Origin of the sequence: Leucobacter sp. NPDC015123 (assembly GCF_043080205.1) — a bacterium.
Taxonomy (GTDB): Bacteria; Actinomycetota; Actinomycetes; order Actinomycetales; family Microbacteriaceae; genus Leucobacter; species Leucobacter aridicollis_A.
Genome location: NZ_JBIBVH010000002.1, coordinates 421,007 through 435,742, shown reverse-complemented (window position 1 = coordinate 435,742; position 14,736 = coordinate 421,007). Strand labels below are relative to the sequence as shown.

Here is a 14,736-nt window from a genome sequence, read left to right as displayed (position 1 = left end):
AGATGCATAATCTGCGGGGTCAACCGTGTGCGAATGTCGATTGCCGCTTTCGCGAGAACAGGCGAACGTTGATAGGTGGGCCAGCGACGTGCCCAACACGTATTCCATGGAGGAAACAATGACTGCACAGCTAGCTACGGACGAGGCTGTCCCAAACGCACGCCTTGACCAGTCCAAGATGCGAAAGATCGCCACGGCGAGCGTCATCGGAACGACTGTTGAATGGTACGACCTGTTCCTGTTCGGAACCGCCTCGGCCCTCGTCTTCAACCAGGTCTTCTTCCCCGACCTGCCCCCGGCCGTCGGCACGATCCTGTCGTTCCTGACGTTCGCAGCGGCCTACGTCGCGCGTACCGTCGGCGCGATCCTGTTCGGCCACTTCGGCGACCGCCTCGGCCGCAAGTCGATGCTGCTCGTCTCGCTGCTCACGATGGGTGCGGCGACCCTCGCCATCGGCCTCGTTCCCGACTACAACACGATCGGCATTGCCGCGCCGTTCATCCTGCTGACACTCCGCATCATCCAGGGCCTCGCCCTTGGCGGCGAGTGGGGCGGCGCGGTGCTCATGACCGTTGAGCACGCGCCCGAGAACAAGCGCGGCTGGTACGGCTCGCTCGTGCAGGTCGGCGTTCCGTTCGGCACGCTGCTCGCGAACGTCGCGTTCCTCATCGTCACCGCCTCGGTGTCGCAGGAGGCGCTCATCTCGTGGGGCTGGCGTGTTCCGTTCATCGCCTCGATCCTGCTCGTTGCGGTCGGCATCTACATCCGCCTGAACATCGAGGAGACCCCGAGCTTCCAGCAGGTCCGCGAGCAGGGCGCGAAGGCGAAGCTGCCGTTTGCGTACCTCATGAAGCACTACTGGAAGCAGGTTGTGCTCGGTGGTATCGCGACCCTCTCGACTGGTTCGACGTTCACGCTTATGGTCGCCTCAGGCATGAACTACGGCACGAGCGAGAAGGGCTTCTCGGCGAACCTCATGCTCTGGGTTGTGCTCGTCTCCTGCCTCCTCGGCCTGTTCCTCATCCCGTTCTTCGGCAAGCTCTCGGACAAGTACGGTCGCAAGCCGATCATCGCGGCGGGTATCGCAGCCGAGGCGCTCCTCGCATTCCCGTTCTTCTGGCTCATCAACACCGGTAACACCGGTGCAGTGTTCCTCGCCTACGGCCTGATGATGGTCGCGTTCTCAGCGAACTACGGCCCGATCGCAACGTTCCTCGCCGAGCTCTTTGGCTCGAAGGTGCGCTACTCGGGGCTCTCGATCTCTTACATGCTCTCGGGCCTGCTCGGCTCGGCAATCACCCCCGCGATCACCGTGTGGCTGCTCGACCTCACCGGCCAGAGCGACTCGATCGCCTGGTACATCGCCGCCGCGGCAGTACTGTCGTTCGTTGCGCTGTTCCTGCTGAGCGATAACCACAAGCGCGACATCGACCGCGTGGGCGCTACGACTGCAATCTCGGTCGACCATTGATTCGGCGGATCGACTCGGCGCCGGGGCTCGCCCCGGCGATCGGACCCTACTCGCAGGCTGTCGTCGCGAACGGGTTGGTGTTCACGACGGGGCAGGTGCCGTTTCACGCAGACGGCACCGCGCCCGCGGAGTTCGAGGATCAGGTGCGTGTCTGCATCGAAAACCTCCGCTCCGTCCTCGAGACCGCTGGCTCGGGCCTCGATCTCGTGGTGAAGGTGAACGCCTACCTCACGGCGCCCGAGCAGCGGGACCCGTTCAACCGGATCTACGCCGAGTACTTCGGCGACGCGAAGCCTGCGCGCACGACGGTGTGCGTAGACATCTGGGACATTCCGTTCGAGATTGAGTGCGTCGCCGTCGTACGTGAGGAGGCCTAACCAATGAGTCGATCCACCGATGAACTGATCGCGGCGCTCACAAGCGTCGAGATTCCGACGCTCGGGCACTTCCTCGAGGATGGATTCTGCGATCAAGATCTCCGCCCGATGAACCGCGGCCCCCAGCTCGTGGGGCGCGCCCGCACGCTCGATCTCACCGAGCCTGACGCGTTCGCGGTGAACCGCGCGCTGCTCGCGCTTGAACCGGGCGATGTGCTCGTGATCCGCGTTGCCGGTCGCGGGCACGCCCCGGTCGGCGCGGTCACCGCCCACGCCGCGATCGCGCAGGGTGCGGCGGGTATCGTCGTCGACGGCCCGGTCACTGACCAGGCGGCGCTGCGCGAGCTGCAGGATCGGCTCCCCGTATTCGCGACGGGCCTCACTGCGCGCACGACCAAGCGCTCGGGCGCCCTCGCGGGCGAAGTCGACGGCGCGCTGGATCGAGCGATCGAGGTTGCCGGCGTGACAGTGCGCCCTGGGGACCTCGTGCTGGGCGACGCCCAGGGGATCCTGATCCTGCCGCCTGAGGGCCCAGGCGACGACGTGCTCGACGCTGCCCTCGCGTCTGACGCGGCGGAGCCCGCGCTCGTTGCGCGCATCAGCTCGGGCGAGCCCCTGTCGGCGATCCTCGCCACCGGCGACGCCTGACCGCGCCCGCCTGGCACCGCCGACCGATACTTCGAATTCCGCGACCACGCGTCGCACCGCTTCACAAGGAGAGACCATGACCACGCAGCACGCACCTGACGCAGCACAGCACTCGGCAGGGCACCTCATCGTCCGCACGCTCGAGGCGCACGGCATCGAGCGCGTGTACGCGGTGCCCGGCGAGAGCTACCTCGACGTGCTCGATGGCCTGCACGACTCGGGCGTCGAGACCGTGGTCTGCCGCCAGGAGGGTGGCGCCGGCTTCATGGCGCTCGCCGAGGGCCGCCTGACGGGCCGCCCCGGCATCGCAATGGTCACGCGCGGGCCCGGCGCCGCGAACGCAATGATTGCCGTGCACACGGCGTACCAGGACGCGACTCCGCTCGTGCTGTTCGTTGGGCTCGTGCCTGTGAACGACCGCGAGCGCGACGCGTTCCAGGAGTTCTCGCTCACCGGGTGGTTCGGCTCGACAGCGAAGCGCGTCATGACGATCGACAACCCCGACCGCGCAGGCGAGCTCGTTGCTGAGGCGATGCGGATCGCTGCGTCGGGCCGCCCCGGGCCCGTCGTGATCGGGCTCCCCGAAGACGTGCTCGTGCTCCCCGCGGCCCCCGCCGTAGCCCTTCCGGTCGCTCCCCCCGCACCGGCTCCGCACCCCGCGGAGATTGACGCGCTCGTCGGGCGGCTCGCGAAGGCTGAGCGTCCCGCGATCGTCGTTGGCGGCGATGGCTGGCACGAGGGCCAGGGCGCCGTGCTCATGGCGTTCGCTGAAGCTGCAGGCGTCCCCGTGTTTTGCGATTGGCGCGCCTACGATGCGGTGCCGCACGTTGGCGGGGCCTGGGCCGGTTGGCTCGGTTACGGGCGCACCGATGCTGTCGCCGAGGGCTACATCAACGCCGACATGCTCATTTTCGTCGGCTGCGGCCGCGCCGACGTGCTGAGCGACGGCTACACGCAGGGCTTCGACGCCGAGACTGTGCTCGTGACCGCCGACCCAGACGCGACGATGCACTCCGGCCGCACCGACAAGCACGTGCTCGCAACCCCCGCGACGTTCGTTGAAGCGCTCTCGGGCGTTGACGCGAGCGCAGCCCGCGGTGGCCGCGACGACGCTTGGATGGCAGGCCGCGCCCAGGCGCAGCTCGCGACCGAGGCGCACCGCGCCGACGCCTCGATCGATGGCGTCGCGCAGCAGATGGACTTGGGCGTCGCCTTTGGCGAGCTCGACGACCGCCTGCAGGGCCAGGCGGTACTCACGTTCGGCGCGGGCAACGCGACGATCTGGGCCCACCGGTTCGTGAAGCACCTCACCCCGGCGAGCCTCGTTGGGGCCCGCAACGGCGCGATGGGACTCGCAGTTCCGGCTGCCGTCGCAGGCTCACTCATCTTCCCCGAGCGCAACGTCGTCGCGGTCTGCGGCGACGGCGACTTCCTCATGAACGGCCAGGAGATCGCGACAGCCGTCGCGCACGGCGCGAAGCCCCTCGTCGTCGTCATCGACAACGAGATCTACGGCACGATTGTGCAGCACCAGGAGAACCACTACCCCGGCCGCCGCTCGGGCACCCGCATGGCGAACCCCGATTTCGCCGACTGGATGCGCTCCTTCGGCGGGCACGGTGAGCGCGTCGAGCGCACTGAGGAGTTCGGCCCCGCTCTCGATCGCGCACTCGCCGCTGACGCTCCCGCGCTCATCCACGTGCTGATCCCCGACACCGTGATGCCGCCAGCCTCGAGCGACGTCCCTGCAACCGGCATCTCTCGCGACTGAGCGATTCGAAAGGACAGACAGTGACTGATCAGACTGCAAGCGAATCGTTCCTCGCCGACTGGGCGATCCACTCGCGCTTCGGCGCGGTAGCGGGCACGAACGGCGTCGAGAGGCAGGCCGCGAGTGCCGCCGACGGAGAACAGCGCAAGTGGTTCGCCGAGCTGCTCGAGTCGCGCGGCTTCACGGTGAAGCGGGACGCGATCGGCAACCAGTTCGGGCTCCTCGAGCTCGTGCCAGGCGCGCCCTACGTGCTCACGGGCTCGCACATGGACTCGCAGCCGACCGCGGGCCGTTTCGACGGCGCGTACGGCGTGATGGCTTCGGCTCACGCCTGCTTCCGCGTCGCAGACGAGCTGCGCGCGAACCCCGAGAAGGCCAAGTTCAACCTCGCGGTCGTGAACTGGTTCAACGAGGAGGGATCGCGCTTTAAGCCCTCGATGATGGGCTCGAGCGTCTTCACCGACAAGCTCGCCCTCGAGGAGGCGCTCGCGACGGAGGACCCGAAGGGGATCACCGTGCGCGACGCGCTCGATGTGATCGGGGAGCGCGGCGACCTCGCGGGCCTCGACGTCGCTTCGTACGCTGAGATCCACGTGCAGCAGGGCCGCAGCATGGAAGAGGACGGGGTCACCATTGGCCTCGTCAACGCCACCTGGGCCGCGCACAAATACGACTTCCGCGTGAAGGGCGAGCAGGCGCACTCGGGCTCGACGCTCATGGCCGACCGCCGCGACGCGCTGCTCGGCGCGGCACGGCTCGTCGTCGCCGCGCGCGAGCTCGTCGACGAGTTCGAGCCCGAGGCGCTGCACACGGCGTGCGGTGAACTCACGGTGTACCCGAACTCGCCCGTCGTCGTTGCGAGTGACGTGCGGCTGCTGCTCGACCTCCGCTCGCCGAGCGCCGAGGTCATCCGCGCGGCGCACGAGCGGCTCATGGCCGTCATTGAGCGCGTGCAGCGTGAGGATCGAGTCGAGATCGAGATCGTCGCCGAGCACAGCTGGGACCAGAACCCGTACCCGGAGGACGGCGTCTCACTCGCCCGTGAGGTCGCGGAGGAGCTCGGGCTCACGCACGACCGCGTGATGACCGTGGCTGGCCACGATTCGACAAACATGAAGGATCTCGTGCCGACAGTGATGCTGTTCGTGCCGAGCGTCGACGGCGTCTCGCACAACCTCAACGAGTACACGCGCGACGAAGACCTCGTCGCTGGCGTCGACCACCTCACGGGCGTGATCGGCAGGCTCGCGTCGGGCGCACTCGTCGCCTGATCGGGGCGCCGAGCTTAGGCGTTCCCGGCTCGGCGCTGCGCGGCCCGGATACACTGAGGAGAGAGACCTCGGGATCCGGGCCGCGTCTGCATGCTGGGCGCCGTCCCCCTTCCGCGTTTCAACGTTTTTCGGCAGCGATCGCGCCCGCGGTTGGCGCTTCTGAGAGGGACGAATGGGCGAGCCGCGTGGCGCAGTGCAAGTGCTTGTCGCTGCCCTGCGCAGCCTCGTAGAGCTCGCGCCCGGGCCGGGGAAGCGACACTGGATCGCACTGCGCGCTGCACTGTCGATGGGCGTTCCCCTCGCGCTGCTCACGCTCGTCGGTCGGCCCGATCTGGGCCTGCAGGTGAGCGCTGGCGCGTTCCTCGCGCTGTTCTTTGCGGGCAACCCGGCGACCGAGCGTGCGCGGGCGCTGCCGGTGATCGGGGCGGTGCTGCTCGCGTGCGCCGCCGCCGGGTCTGTGCTGGCGCCGGTGCCGTGGCTGAGCGCGGTAGGACTCGTAGTCGTCGCTGTGCTCGCGAGTGCGTTCGCGTTTGCGTACCGCGTCGGCCCGCCCGGCCCGGTGTTCTTCGTGCTCGTGTACGGGCTCGCCGGCCAGATCACTGCGGTGCGCGAGGGCGCGCGAAGCGTCGAGCCGGTCGCGCTTCTTGCCGCGCTCGCCTGCGGTCTCGCGTTCTCGTACCTCGTCGCGCTTGTTCCGCTCGCACGCGAGCGGAAGCGTCTGGTGCACGCGCGCCCGCTACGCGAGATCATGCCGGGCCCATGGCTCGGTCGTGGCGAGTGGTTTCTGGTGCTGCGCGTCTTTCTCGTGGCTGCGATCGGCACCGTTGTGAGTGTGCTGTGGCTCTATCCTGCGCGTGCGTACTGGACGGTTGCGGCGGGCGTCGCCGTCATCGGCCTGAGCACCGTGCCAAACCACTCGTTCGCCCGCGGGTTGCATCGCACGCTTGGCACGCTTGTTGGGGCCGCCGTCTACCTCGTCATTGCCCCGCTTGCCGAGCTGCCGTGGGCGTTCGTGCTTGTGCTGCCCGCGCTGCAGTTCGTGATCGAACTCGTCGTCGTGCGTAACTACGGACTCGCGCTCATCTTCATCACGCCGCTCGTGCTGTTCATTGTCGGTGCCGCGACAGGTAGCGCCGACCATGCATCGGCTGCCGTCGAGCGCTTCGTCGATACTGCGTTCGGGTCAGCGCTCGCGATGGCCTCGGGGGTGCTCCGAGAGCGGCGCGCTACCTGAAGAACAGCTCGCGCGGGTGAGTGAGACGCCACAGCAGCGTGGGATCCTCGATCGAGCCATCCCGCCGCACGGCGACGCTCGTGTCGCCAGTGGGCCCAGCGATTGTGATGTTCGCGCCAGTTGCGTCGATCGTTCGGGTGAGCTCCTCGCCGGGAACGAGCACGGCGTCGACTGTCTCGTCTGCGCTCAACTCGATGAGCTGCCCGTCGATTGAGGTGATTTGGCCGAGGTACTCGCCGGTGCTTGCGACAGCTAGTCGTTCCGGGGTGTCCCCAAGCCTATTGAGCAGGGCGCGGGCGTCACGCGCGCGCTCGTCCTGGGTGTCTCGGCCGAGCACGACGGCGATGCGGGTCAGCTCCCTGTCAGCGTAGGAGCCCGAAGCAGCCGCGGCAAGGTTGTAGCCAGCGACGTCGGTGTGTCCAGTCTTGACACCGACGGCGCCCGTCATCGCGCCGAGCAACGGGTTCGTGTTCTCGACCTCGCCGATACCCCACGGCATCGTCGCTCGCTCGGTCGACACGATCTCGGCGAGCACAGGGTCTTTCAGCGCGAGCCGCGCGATCCGCACGACGTCTGCTGGGCTCGCGACGTTGCCATCGTCCATGCCGCTTGGCTCCCGCACCGCGAGCGAGTCAAGGCCGTTTCGTTCCGCCCAGTCGGCCACCGCAGAAACGAACCCGGCGTTGTCACCAAAAATCGAGTGGGCATAGGCAGTCGCGAAGTCGTTCGCCGACGGGATGAGCGCGAGCATGAGCATCTGCTTGCGGGTGACCTCGGTGCCCTCTGGGATGGGGAAGGCGATGCCGTCGATTTCCTGCAGCTCGTCTTGGAGCTCGACGTCGGCAGCGCTCCAGGTGTGCGTTGGCCCGTCTTCGCCTTGTCCGAGCGGCTCGGCCTCCTGCCCGACGAGCACGGTGACGAGCTTCGTGATGCTCGCGAGCGGCCGCGCCTCGTCGTCGTTCGCCCACACCTCCTCGCCGTCGAGCCACCCGACCGCGCTCGGCCGGCCGTACCCGTCAACTGCGTCTTGCACTGCCGACTCGTCGACAGTGAAGACCCGGGGAGACTGAGCCTCAAGTTGCACCGTCGGCGCGGGTACGGGCACGAGTGCGCAGGCGGCGACGTAGCCACCGCAGAGCGCGACGACGGTGGCGAGTACGGCAATTGAGGCGCGGCGAATGCGGGTCGTGCGGGTGGGGTGTGGCGTTTGCATAACTCGCTATCCGAGAGGTGTGGTGTGGCGCACGGCCCGCGACCGAAGTTCCGGCCGGTTCGTTCGCATGTCGAATAGCCTAGCCTTCAGCGGGCTCAGATGTGGGCCCGAACAAAGCGGCGCGAGTTGTTCACTTTTGCCCAGTCTTCCTCGCCTTTCCTGGGCAAGGAATGCGTGCATCTTCAGTGCAGAGCAGGCACAATGAAAGAAGAGACGACCGTCGTAATCGAGGAGGATTTCCATGACCGCACTCATCGCGGGCTACGCACGTACGCCGTTCACGAAGTTTACCGGGCAGTTCGCCGGGGAGACGGCGGTCGCGCTTGGAGCGCACGCGGCGAAGGCTGCGCTCGAGCGCGCAGGTGTCGCCGCGGACAAAGTCGACACGGTTGTCGCCGGGCAGGTATTGCAGGGCGGTGCCGGTCAGAACCCGGCTCGTCAGACCGCCGTCGCCGCAGGCGTGCCGATGGGGGTTCCTGCAATCACCCTGAACGCTGTATGCCTCTCGGGTACCGAAGCTGTTTCGCAGGCCGTCAGGCTCATCAATTCGGGCGAGGCCGACGTCGTGCTCGCCGTCGGCCAGGAATCGATGACGCTTGCCCCCCACGTCATGCCGCTGCGCGCCGGCACGAAGTATGGGCCTGCGACGCTCATTGACACCGTCGAGCACGACGGCCTGACTGACGCGTTTGACCAGGTCGCGATGGGCGCGCTCACTGAGACCGGCAACGCCCCGCTGCAGCTCACCCGTGAGGAGCAGGACGCGTTCTCGGCCGCATCACACCAGCGCGCCGCCGCCTCGGCAGAGTTCCTCGCGGAAGAGATCGCTCCATACACTGTCAAGACTCGTCGCGGAGAGACAGTCGTCTCCGCGGACGACGGCGTCCGCGCCGACACGACCGCAGAAGGTCTCGCAGGTCTGCGCCCGGCGTTCGCGAAAGACGGCACGATCACTGCTGGCAACGCGTCGCAGATCACCGACGGCGCAGCTGCGCTCGTCATCGTCAGCGAGGCCGCGGCCGAGCGGCTTGGGCTCACGCCAATCGCAAGCGTCGAAGCTACCGCGTTCGTCGCCGGCCCAGACTCGCAGCTGCACTCGCAGCCGTCGCGTGCGATCGCCGCGGCGCTCGCGAAGGCCGGTCACGAAGCCAGCGAGCTCGCCGCCGTCGAGATCAACGAGGCGTTTGCTGCCGTCGGCATCCAGTCGACCCGCGAGCTCGGCATCGATCCCGCGATCGTGAATCAGCACGGCGGCGCGATCGCGCTCGGCCACCCGATCGGCGCCTCAGGCGCCCGCATCGTCGGCACGCTCGCGCGCCAGCTCGCCGAGGCGGGTTCAGGCTCGCTAGGCGCCGTCGGCATCTGCGGCGGTGGAGGCCAGGGATCGGCTGTCGTGCTTCGAGCACTGTAACGCGACCGCGCACCACGCGAGCGGGGAGGGAGCCCACACCGGGCTCCCTCCCCGCTCGCTATGTGGGTGCGCTACGTCGGTAGCTGCACCGTGCGCCCGTCGCGGAGGATCCAGCCCGCGGTGAACAACAGCGCAAGCCCCGCCATCGCGACGACGAAGGGCAGCGCCCAGCCACCACTGAGATCGTGTGCCAGCCCGAAGAGTACGGGACCGAGCGCGGCGATGCTGTATCCAACTGCCTGAGACATGCCAGAGACTGCGGCGGCGGTGTGCGCATCGGGCGAACGCTGCGCGATGAGCGTGAGCGACACGCTCAGCGCGGCGCCGCAGCACAGCCCGAGCGCAACGATCCACACAAATGTCGCGGACGGGGCGAGGATCAATCCGAGCACGCCGACAAGCTGGATCACCGGGAGGGCAACTTGCAGCAGCGACCTGCCGTCGAAACGCAAAACGAGCGGCGCAGCAAGCGACCCAAGCATTCCGCAGAGGTGGAAGAGTGTGATCCCGGTGCTAGTGACCGCCGCTGTCGCGCCTCGGGAGAACATGATCGGGGCGATCCACGTGGCGAAGATGTAGAACGACGTCGACTGCGCCCCCATGTAACACGCAAGTACCCAGGCGGTTCTTGACCGCCACACTGCGCGGCCAACGCGCGGCGCGGGGTCGGGCGATGCTGGCGCGGCGAGGGTAGCGCGGCGGGAATCTCGCTCCACGATGAGAATCCAGGCGATGAGCGCGATCGGGATCGTACACCCAGTGGCAAGGAGCCCGGCCTGCCACCCGAGGGGCTCACCCGCGATCTCGGCCCGCGACACAGGGATCGCGATTGCAGTGCCGATCCCTGCAGCTCCGCCAAGCGCGGCGGAGTACACCCCCATCACAGCGGGCGTGCGCGACCCGAAATCACGCTTCACGATTGCGGGCATGAGCACGTTCGCAACAGCAAGCGCCGCCCCGATGAGCACGGTGCCGAGCCACAGGTTCGCGCCCGAGAAATCGAGGGAGCGCCACAGCGTTCCGAGAGCGAGGGCGCCAAGCGACACGGTGATTGTGCGATCCATGCCGATCTTGGCCGCGACTGTCTGCGCGAGGGGCGAGACCACAGCCCAGGTGAGCAGCGGGATCGACGCGAGCAGACCGAGGGACCCTGCGCTCACCCCGCGGCTCTCCGCGATATCGTTCAGCAGCGGACCGACGCCGGCGATCGTCATGCGCATATTGAGTGCGACGAGGAAGACGGCGACGAACTGCCACACGAGGCGTTTCGATGGGCTACTCACTCCCCGATGCTATCCGCTCCCGGGCGCGTATTTCGTCGCCTTATCGGCGATACTGTCAGTATGAATCACTCTCACGGCTGGAACATCGACGCGCTCGACGGTCGGGAGCACACCCTGCTTACGTTCTCTCTGGGGGAGTGGGACGCGATGATTGGGGGCGGCCCAGACCTCTTCGTCGTGACGGCTTCGGCGGGCGGCGGGTCGCGCATCGCGAACGCGCGCACACTGCGCGAGGACATCGACGACGAGGAGACCGTCGACCTGACCGTCGGCGGCCAGGGCATCGACTACCCCTGGGAATACGCACTCACGCGCGAGGAGGCGCTCGCCGCCATGACCGACCTCGCGACGGGCGAGCTGAGCGGCGAGCGGTGGGAGCTCATCCCGTAGCGTGAGGGATCGGCGTGCGCCGTTCGCGCGCGAGCACGGTGATCGAGCCACCAGCGACCGAAAGCACCGCCGCGACTGAGAACACAAGCCAGAAACCTCCGACGAGCGCGACGAGCAGCGCCCCGATCACTGGGCCGAGGAGCTGCCCGAGTGCCGCCGCGGTGTTCACAAGCCCGAGGTCGCGGCCGTGGTCGCGCTCGCTCGGGAGCACGTCGGTCGCGAATGCGAGGCCGACCGTTGAGAACGCGCCGTAGCCGACGCCCATGACGCCGGCCGCGACGATCGTCGTGCTGAACGTGGGGGAGAGCACAAGGATCACTCCTGAGAACGCTTGCACGACAGTTGCGGCAAGTGCGGGACCCCGCCTCCGCCCGAGCCTGTCCGAGATAAGGCCCGCGGCGATCGACGCGACGACGACAAACACTGTGTACACGACAACGACGATGAGCAGGTTGTCCTCAGCATCTGCGTGCCCCTGCCGAAGCCCATACAGCAGGAAGAACAGGAAGAGTGAGGTTCCAAGCGCGTTGCCGACGTTCACCACAAGCCTGCCGATGAGCACGAGGCGGAAGTCGCGGTTGCGCAAGAAGTCGAGGCTGCGACCGCCAAGTGAGGCCGGCTCCTGCGCTTGTGGATTCGCCACGTCGTGCGGCGCAGCCGCTGAACCAGACGGGTCGGGCAGCAGGATCGCGGTGAGCGTGCCGATGAGCGCGACACCGACCGCGAGCATGACGTAGCCCGCGGCGATGCTGAGCCCGAGCAGCACGACGGCGCCGACCCCAAGGACAATGCCGAGCGCCTGCGCAGAGGAAGCTGCGGAGGATGCGGCGCCGCGCTGCTCGGGAGGGAGCTGGTCGGCAATCATCGCGGCGAACGCGGCCGAGGCGACGGCTGTGCCGACACACACTCCGACCCACGCTGCGCCAATTCCGAGCGCGTTCGTGCTCGCTCCGGTGAGGAGGAGACACGCGGCCGCAATCCACACTCCGGCAAGCGCCCAGGGGCGGCGCTTGGGGCGCGATCCTGATTGTCTGTCAGATAGTGCCCCTGCGATCGGGCCTGCGAGCACGCCTGCGAGGCCGCCGACACCGAGCACGATGCCCGACGAAATCACGCCGCGCACCCAGCCGGCCTCGCTGTCGGGGGTGTCCAGCTGGAGTGGCAGTAGGAGCTGCAGTGGTGTGAGCTGAGCGGTCCAGAGTACGATCCACCCGAGCGTGAAGAGCGTGAACCATGCGCGGCCGACCTTGGGGCGCGCATTCTGTGTTTTGGACATCTTTATCCTTTGTGCAGTGTGGCCGCGAGCATTGTGCCGGGCTAAGTTTGCTTGATGCAGTTTAGTCCTCTCCACGCGTAGGCTGGGAGCATGCGTGCGATCGTTGCGAACCAGCCAGGCGGACCAGAAGTGCTCGAGATTGCTGATGCGGCGGCGCCGCAAGCGGGGGAGGGCGAACTGCTCGTCGACACCGCCGCGATCGGCGTGAACTTCATCGAGACCTACCAGCGATCCGGGCTCTACCCCGTGCAGTTCCCCTTCACCCCTGGCGCGGAGGCGACGGGCAGGGTCTCGGCGGTCGGCGAGGGCGTCGAGGGCTTTGAGGTTGGCGACCGGATTGTCACGGCCGAAGCCCGCGCGACCTACGCTGAGCAGTTCATCGTCGCCGCCGAAGCCGCCGTTCGGGTGCCCGACTCACTGTCCGAAGTGCTTACCGACGATCGGGCTGCGGCGCTACCGCTGCAGGGCCTCACCGCCCACTACCTTGGCACGTCGTCATCACGGCCCGAAGCGGGCGAGACTGTGCTGCTGCACGCCGGCGCGGGTGGTGTCGGTCTGCTGCTCACCCAGCTGCTCGCCGCGCGCGACGTGCGCGTCATCACTACGGCGTCGAGCGAGGACAAGCGCGAGTTGAGCCGCGCCGCGGGGGCATTCGAGGCGATCCCGTATGAGGGGTTCGCAGAGCGGGCCCGCGAGCTCACTGAAGGCAACGGGGTCTCGGTCGTGTACGACGGTGTCGGTAAAGACACGTTCGACGACTCACTGCGCGCGCTGAAGGTCCGCGGCAACATGGTGCTCTTCGGCGGAGCGAGCGGCCCGGTACCGCCGTTCGACCTCCAACGGTTGAATGCCGGTGGCGCGCTCAGCGTGACCCGGCCGTCGCTCGCATACTTCCTCCGCACTCAGGAAGAGCGCTCTTGGCGCTACGGCGAGTTGTTTGGTGCGCTCAAAGCCGGCACGCTCGACCTGCGCGTGGGAGCCTCGTTCCCGCTCGCGGAGGCCGCGGATGCGCACCGCGCGCTCGAGGGGCGTACAACGACTGGCAAGGTCGTTCTGACGGTGTAGCCGGGCGCGGCCGCCGGTGCAATGTCATCTGGCGTCACGCAACTGGGCTCCCAACCGAACCCCGGCTAGCTTCGAGGTATGACACGGATCGAGACAACCACCGCAGGTAGCCTTCCCCGCACCGAAGCGCTCATTGCCGCGAACGCCGCGCGCACGTTCGAAGACGACGGGTTTACGCTCAAGTCGACCCCTCAATTTGAGGCGCTCGTAGCTGAAGCGACCCGCGACGTCGTCGACAGGCAGCGCGAAGCGGGCATCACCCAGCCAGGCGACGGCGAGTTTGGTAAGGCGATGTCGAACGCTGTCGACTACGGCGCATGGTGGACGTACTCGTTCCAGCGCACCGCGGGCCTCGAGATCACTGGCAAAGATATCTTCAGTCAGGAGCCAGTGCGGTCCGAGCCTGGCAACGTGCGTCTCACAACGTTCCCCGACCGCCGCGACTGGACGGCGTTCGCCGCCGCATATCAGGACCCCGAGGGCGGCATCAGCGTTGGCAAGAACGCGACTGCCTTTCCCGCGACGACTGGCCCGATCAGCTACACCGGTCAGGACGCAATCGCAGCTGACACCCGCAACCTCGTCGCCGCGTTGCAGCCAGGCGAACGCGGCTTTCTCACGGCGATCGCCCCTGGCTCGGCGGCGCGCATCGAGAACGAGTTCTACGCGACCGAGCAGGATCACATTGACGCATGGACTTCTGCACTGCGTGAGGAGTACCGCGCAGTGACCGACGCGGGCCTTATCCTGCAGCTCGACGATCCCTCACTCGCCGAGAACTGGGATCAGATCAACCCCGAGCCCAGCGTCGAGGACTACCTCGCGTTCACGCAGATCCGTGTCGACGCGATCAACCGCGCCATCGAGGGGCTTCCGAAAGAGCAGATCAGACTGCACCTGTGCTGGGGTTCGTGGCACGGCCCGCACACGACCGACATCGAGTTGAAGCACATCCTGAAGACAGTGCTTGGCGCGAACGTCGGGCAGATCTCGTTCGAGGCGGCGAACGCGCGTCACGAGCACGAGTGGGCGGTCTGGGAGGAGCAGCGAGACCTCATCCCCGATGACCTGATCCTCGTGCCTGGCGTGGTGAGCCACGCGACGAACCTCGTCGAGCACCCTGACCTCGTCGCGCAGCGTATCGAGCGCTTCGCGAAGATTGTCGGCCCGGAGCGCGTGATCGCGGCGACAGACTGCGGACTCGGTGGCCGCGTGCACCCCCAGATCGCTTGGGCGAAGCTCGAGTCGCTGGGTGAGGGCGCGCGCCGAGCACGCGTTTAGGTGCTCTCGCGGCCTGGCCGCCTGAGCTGTGCTCACGCCGGCTGG

Annotated in this window: 13 protein-coding genes; 10 read left to right on the top strand and 3 right to left on the bottom strand. The window is 67.6% G+C overall.

Annotated elements, in window-relative coordinates:
* The first annotated feature begins 118 nt into the window (after positions 1-118).
* The 6 genes from ACF07D_RS05775 to ACF07D_RS05750 all read left to right on the top strand — a co-directional run bounded on the left by ACF07D_RS05775 (position 119) and on the right by ACF07D_RS05750 (position 6,772).
* The gene (locus ACF07D_RS05775) at positions 119-1,471 is read left to right on the top strand and encodes an MFS transporter (RefSeq protein WP_255808487.1); all 1,353 of its coding nucleotides are present in this window, start codon (positions 119-121) and stop codon (positions 1,469-1,471) included.
* Complete coding sequence (locus tag ACF07D_RS05770) at positions 1,468-1,848, top strand: RidA family protein (RefSeq protein ID WP_119282695.1); 381 nt, start codon at positions 1,468-1,470, stop codon at positions 1,846-1,848. Before ACF07D_RS05775 ends, ACF07D_RS05770 begins: the two co-directional genes overlap by 4 nt.
* A 3-nt stretch (positions 1,849-1,851) precedes the next feature.
* Positions 1,852-2,496: an RraA family protein gene (locus ACF07D_RS05765; RefSeq protein ID WP_391504240.1), complete on the top strand. Its 645-nt coding sequence runs from the start codon at positions 1,852-1,854 to the stop codon at positions 2,494-2,496.
* A gap of 76 nt (positions 2,497-2,572) precedes the next feature.
* On the top strand, positions 2,573-4,267 hold the full coding sequence (locus ACF07D_RS05760; protein ID WP_391504239.1) for a thiamine pyrophosphate-dependent enzyme: 1,695 nt from the start codon (positions 2,573-2,575) through the stop codon (positions 4,265-4,267).
* A 20-nt stretch (positions 4,268-4,287) separates the two neighbouring features.
* Positions 4,288-5,538 carry a M20 family metallo-hydrolase gene (locus ACF07D_RS05755; RefSeq protein ID WP_391504238.1) on the top strand — a complete coding sequence of 417 codons (1,251 nt, stop codon included), beginning with the start codon at positions 4,288-4,290 and terminating at the stop codon, positions 5,536-5,538.
* A gap of 172 nt (positions 5,539-5,710) precedes the next feature.
* Positions 5,711-6,772, top strand: a complete 1,062-nt coding sequence (locus tag ACF07D_RS05750) for an FUSC family protein (RefSeq protein ID WP_391504237.1) — start codon at positions 5,711-5,713, stop codon at positions 6,770-6,772.
* Here ACF07D_RS05750 and ACF07D_RS05745 read toward each other — a convergent pair.
* Positions 6,765-7,985 (bottom strand): D-alanyl-D-alanine carboxypeptidase family protein, encoded by a 1,221-nt coding sequence (locus ACF07D_RS05745; RefSeq protein ID WP_391504236.1) that lies wholly within the window; start codon positions 7,983-7,985, stop codon positions 6,765-6,767. The genes ACF07D_RS05750 and ACF07D_RS05745 overlap by 8 nt on opposite strands.
* Before the next feature lie 241 nt (positions 7,986-8,226).
* On the opposite strand from ACF07D_RS05745, the gene ACF07D_RS05740 reads away from it, so the two are divergent.
* Positions 8,227-9,396 (top strand): acetyl-CoA C-acyltransferase, encoded by a 1,170-nt coding sequence (locus ACF07D_RS05740; protein ID WP_119282701.1) that lies wholly within the window; start codon positions 8,227-8,229, stop codon positions 9,394-9,396.
* Positions 9,397-9,467: 71 nt separating this feature from the next.
* On the opposite strand, the gene ACF07D_RS05735 is transcribed toward ACF07D_RS05740, so the two are convergent.
* Positions 9,468-10,679, bottom strand: coding sequence for an MFS transporter (locus ACF07D_RS05735; RefSeq protein ID WP_391504235.1), 1,212 nt, complete (start codon positions 10,677-10,679; stop codon positions 9,468-9,470).
* A 60-nt stretch (positions 10,680-10,739) separates the two neighbouring features.
* On the opposite strand from ACF07D_RS05735, the gene ACF07D_RS05730 reads away from it, so the two are divergent.
* Positions 10,740-11,069 carry a hypothetical protein gene (locus ACF07D_RS05730; RefSeq protein ID WP_391504234.1) on the top strand — a complete coding sequence of 110 codons (330 nt, stop codon included), beginning with the start codon at positions 10,740-10,742 and terminating at the stop codon, positions 11,067-11,069.
* Here ACF07D_RS05730 and ACF07D_RS05725 read toward each other — a convergent pair.
* Complete coding sequence (locus tag ACF07D_RS05725; protein WP_391504233.1) at positions 11,059-12,345, bottom strand: MFS transporter; 1,287 nt, start codon at positions 12,343-12,345, stop codon at positions 11,059-11,061. The genes ACF07D_RS05730 and ACF07D_RS05725 overlap by 11 nt on opposite strands.
* A 90-nt stretch (positions 12,346-12,435) precedes the next feature.
* Between ACF07D_RS05725 and ACF07D_RS05720 the strand changes: the two genes are divergently transcribed.
* Positions 12,436-13,410, top strand: coding sequence for a quinone oxidoreductase family protein (locus tag ACF07D_RS05720; protein WP_391504232.1), 975 nt, complete (start codon positions 12,436-12,438; stop codon positions 13,408-13,410).
* A 78-nt stretch (positions 13,411-13,488) separates the two neighbouring features.
* Positions 13,489-14,691, top strand: coding sequence for a cobalamin-independent methionine synthase II family protein (locus ACF07D_RS05715; RefSeq protein ID WP_391504231.1), 1,203 nt, complete (start codon positions 13,489-13,491; stop codon positions 14,689-14,691).
* Positions 14,692-14,736 lie beyond the last annotated feature (45 nt).

What these genes read in the sequence shown, in the direction of transcription:
- ACF07D_RS05775 (WP_255808487.1), top strand. Translation starts at nt 119, where the DNA reads ATGACTGCACAGCTAGCTACGGACGAGGCTGTCCCAAACGCACGCCTT.
- ACF07D_RS05765 (WP_391504240.1), top strand. Translation starts at nt 1,852, where the DNA reads ATGAGTCGATCCACCGATGAACTGATCGCGGCGCTCACAAGCGTCGAG.
- ACF07D_RS05760 (WP_391504239.1), top strand. Translation starts at nt 2,573, where the DNA reads ATGACCACGCAGCACGCACCTGACGCAGCACAGCACTCGGCAGGGCAC.
- ACF07D_RS05750 (WP_391504237.1), top strand. Translation starts at nt 5,711, where the DNA reads ATGGGCGAGCCGCGTGGCGCAGTGCAAGTGCTTGTCGCTGCCCTGCGC.
- ACF07D_RS05745 (WP_391504236.1), bottom strand. Translation starts at nt 7,985, where the DNA reads ATGCAAACGCCACACCCCACCCGCACGACCCGCATTCGCCGCGCCTCA.
- ACF07D_RS05740 (WP_119282701.1), top strand. Translation starts at nt 8,227, where the DNA reads ATGACCGCACTCATCGCGGGCTACGCACGTACGCCGTTCACGAAGTTT.
- ACF07D_RS05730 (WP_391504234.1), top strand. Translation starts at nt 10,740, where the DNA reads ATGAATCACTCTCACGGCTGGAACATCGACGCGCTCGACGGTCGGGAG.
- ACF07D_RS05725 (WP_391504233.1), bottom strand. Translation starts at nt 12,345, where the DNA reads ATGTCCAAAACACAGAATGCGCGCCCCAAGGTCGGCCGCGCATGGTTC.
- ACF07D_RS05720 (WP_391504232.1), top strand. Translation starts at nt 12,436, where the DNA reads ATGCGTGCGATCGTTGCGAACCAGCCAGGCGGACCAGAAGTGCTCGAG.
- ACF07D_RS05715 (WP_391504231.1), top strand. Translation starts at nt 13,489, where the DNA reads ATGACACGGATCGAGACAACCACCGCAGGTAGCCTTCCCCGCACCGAA.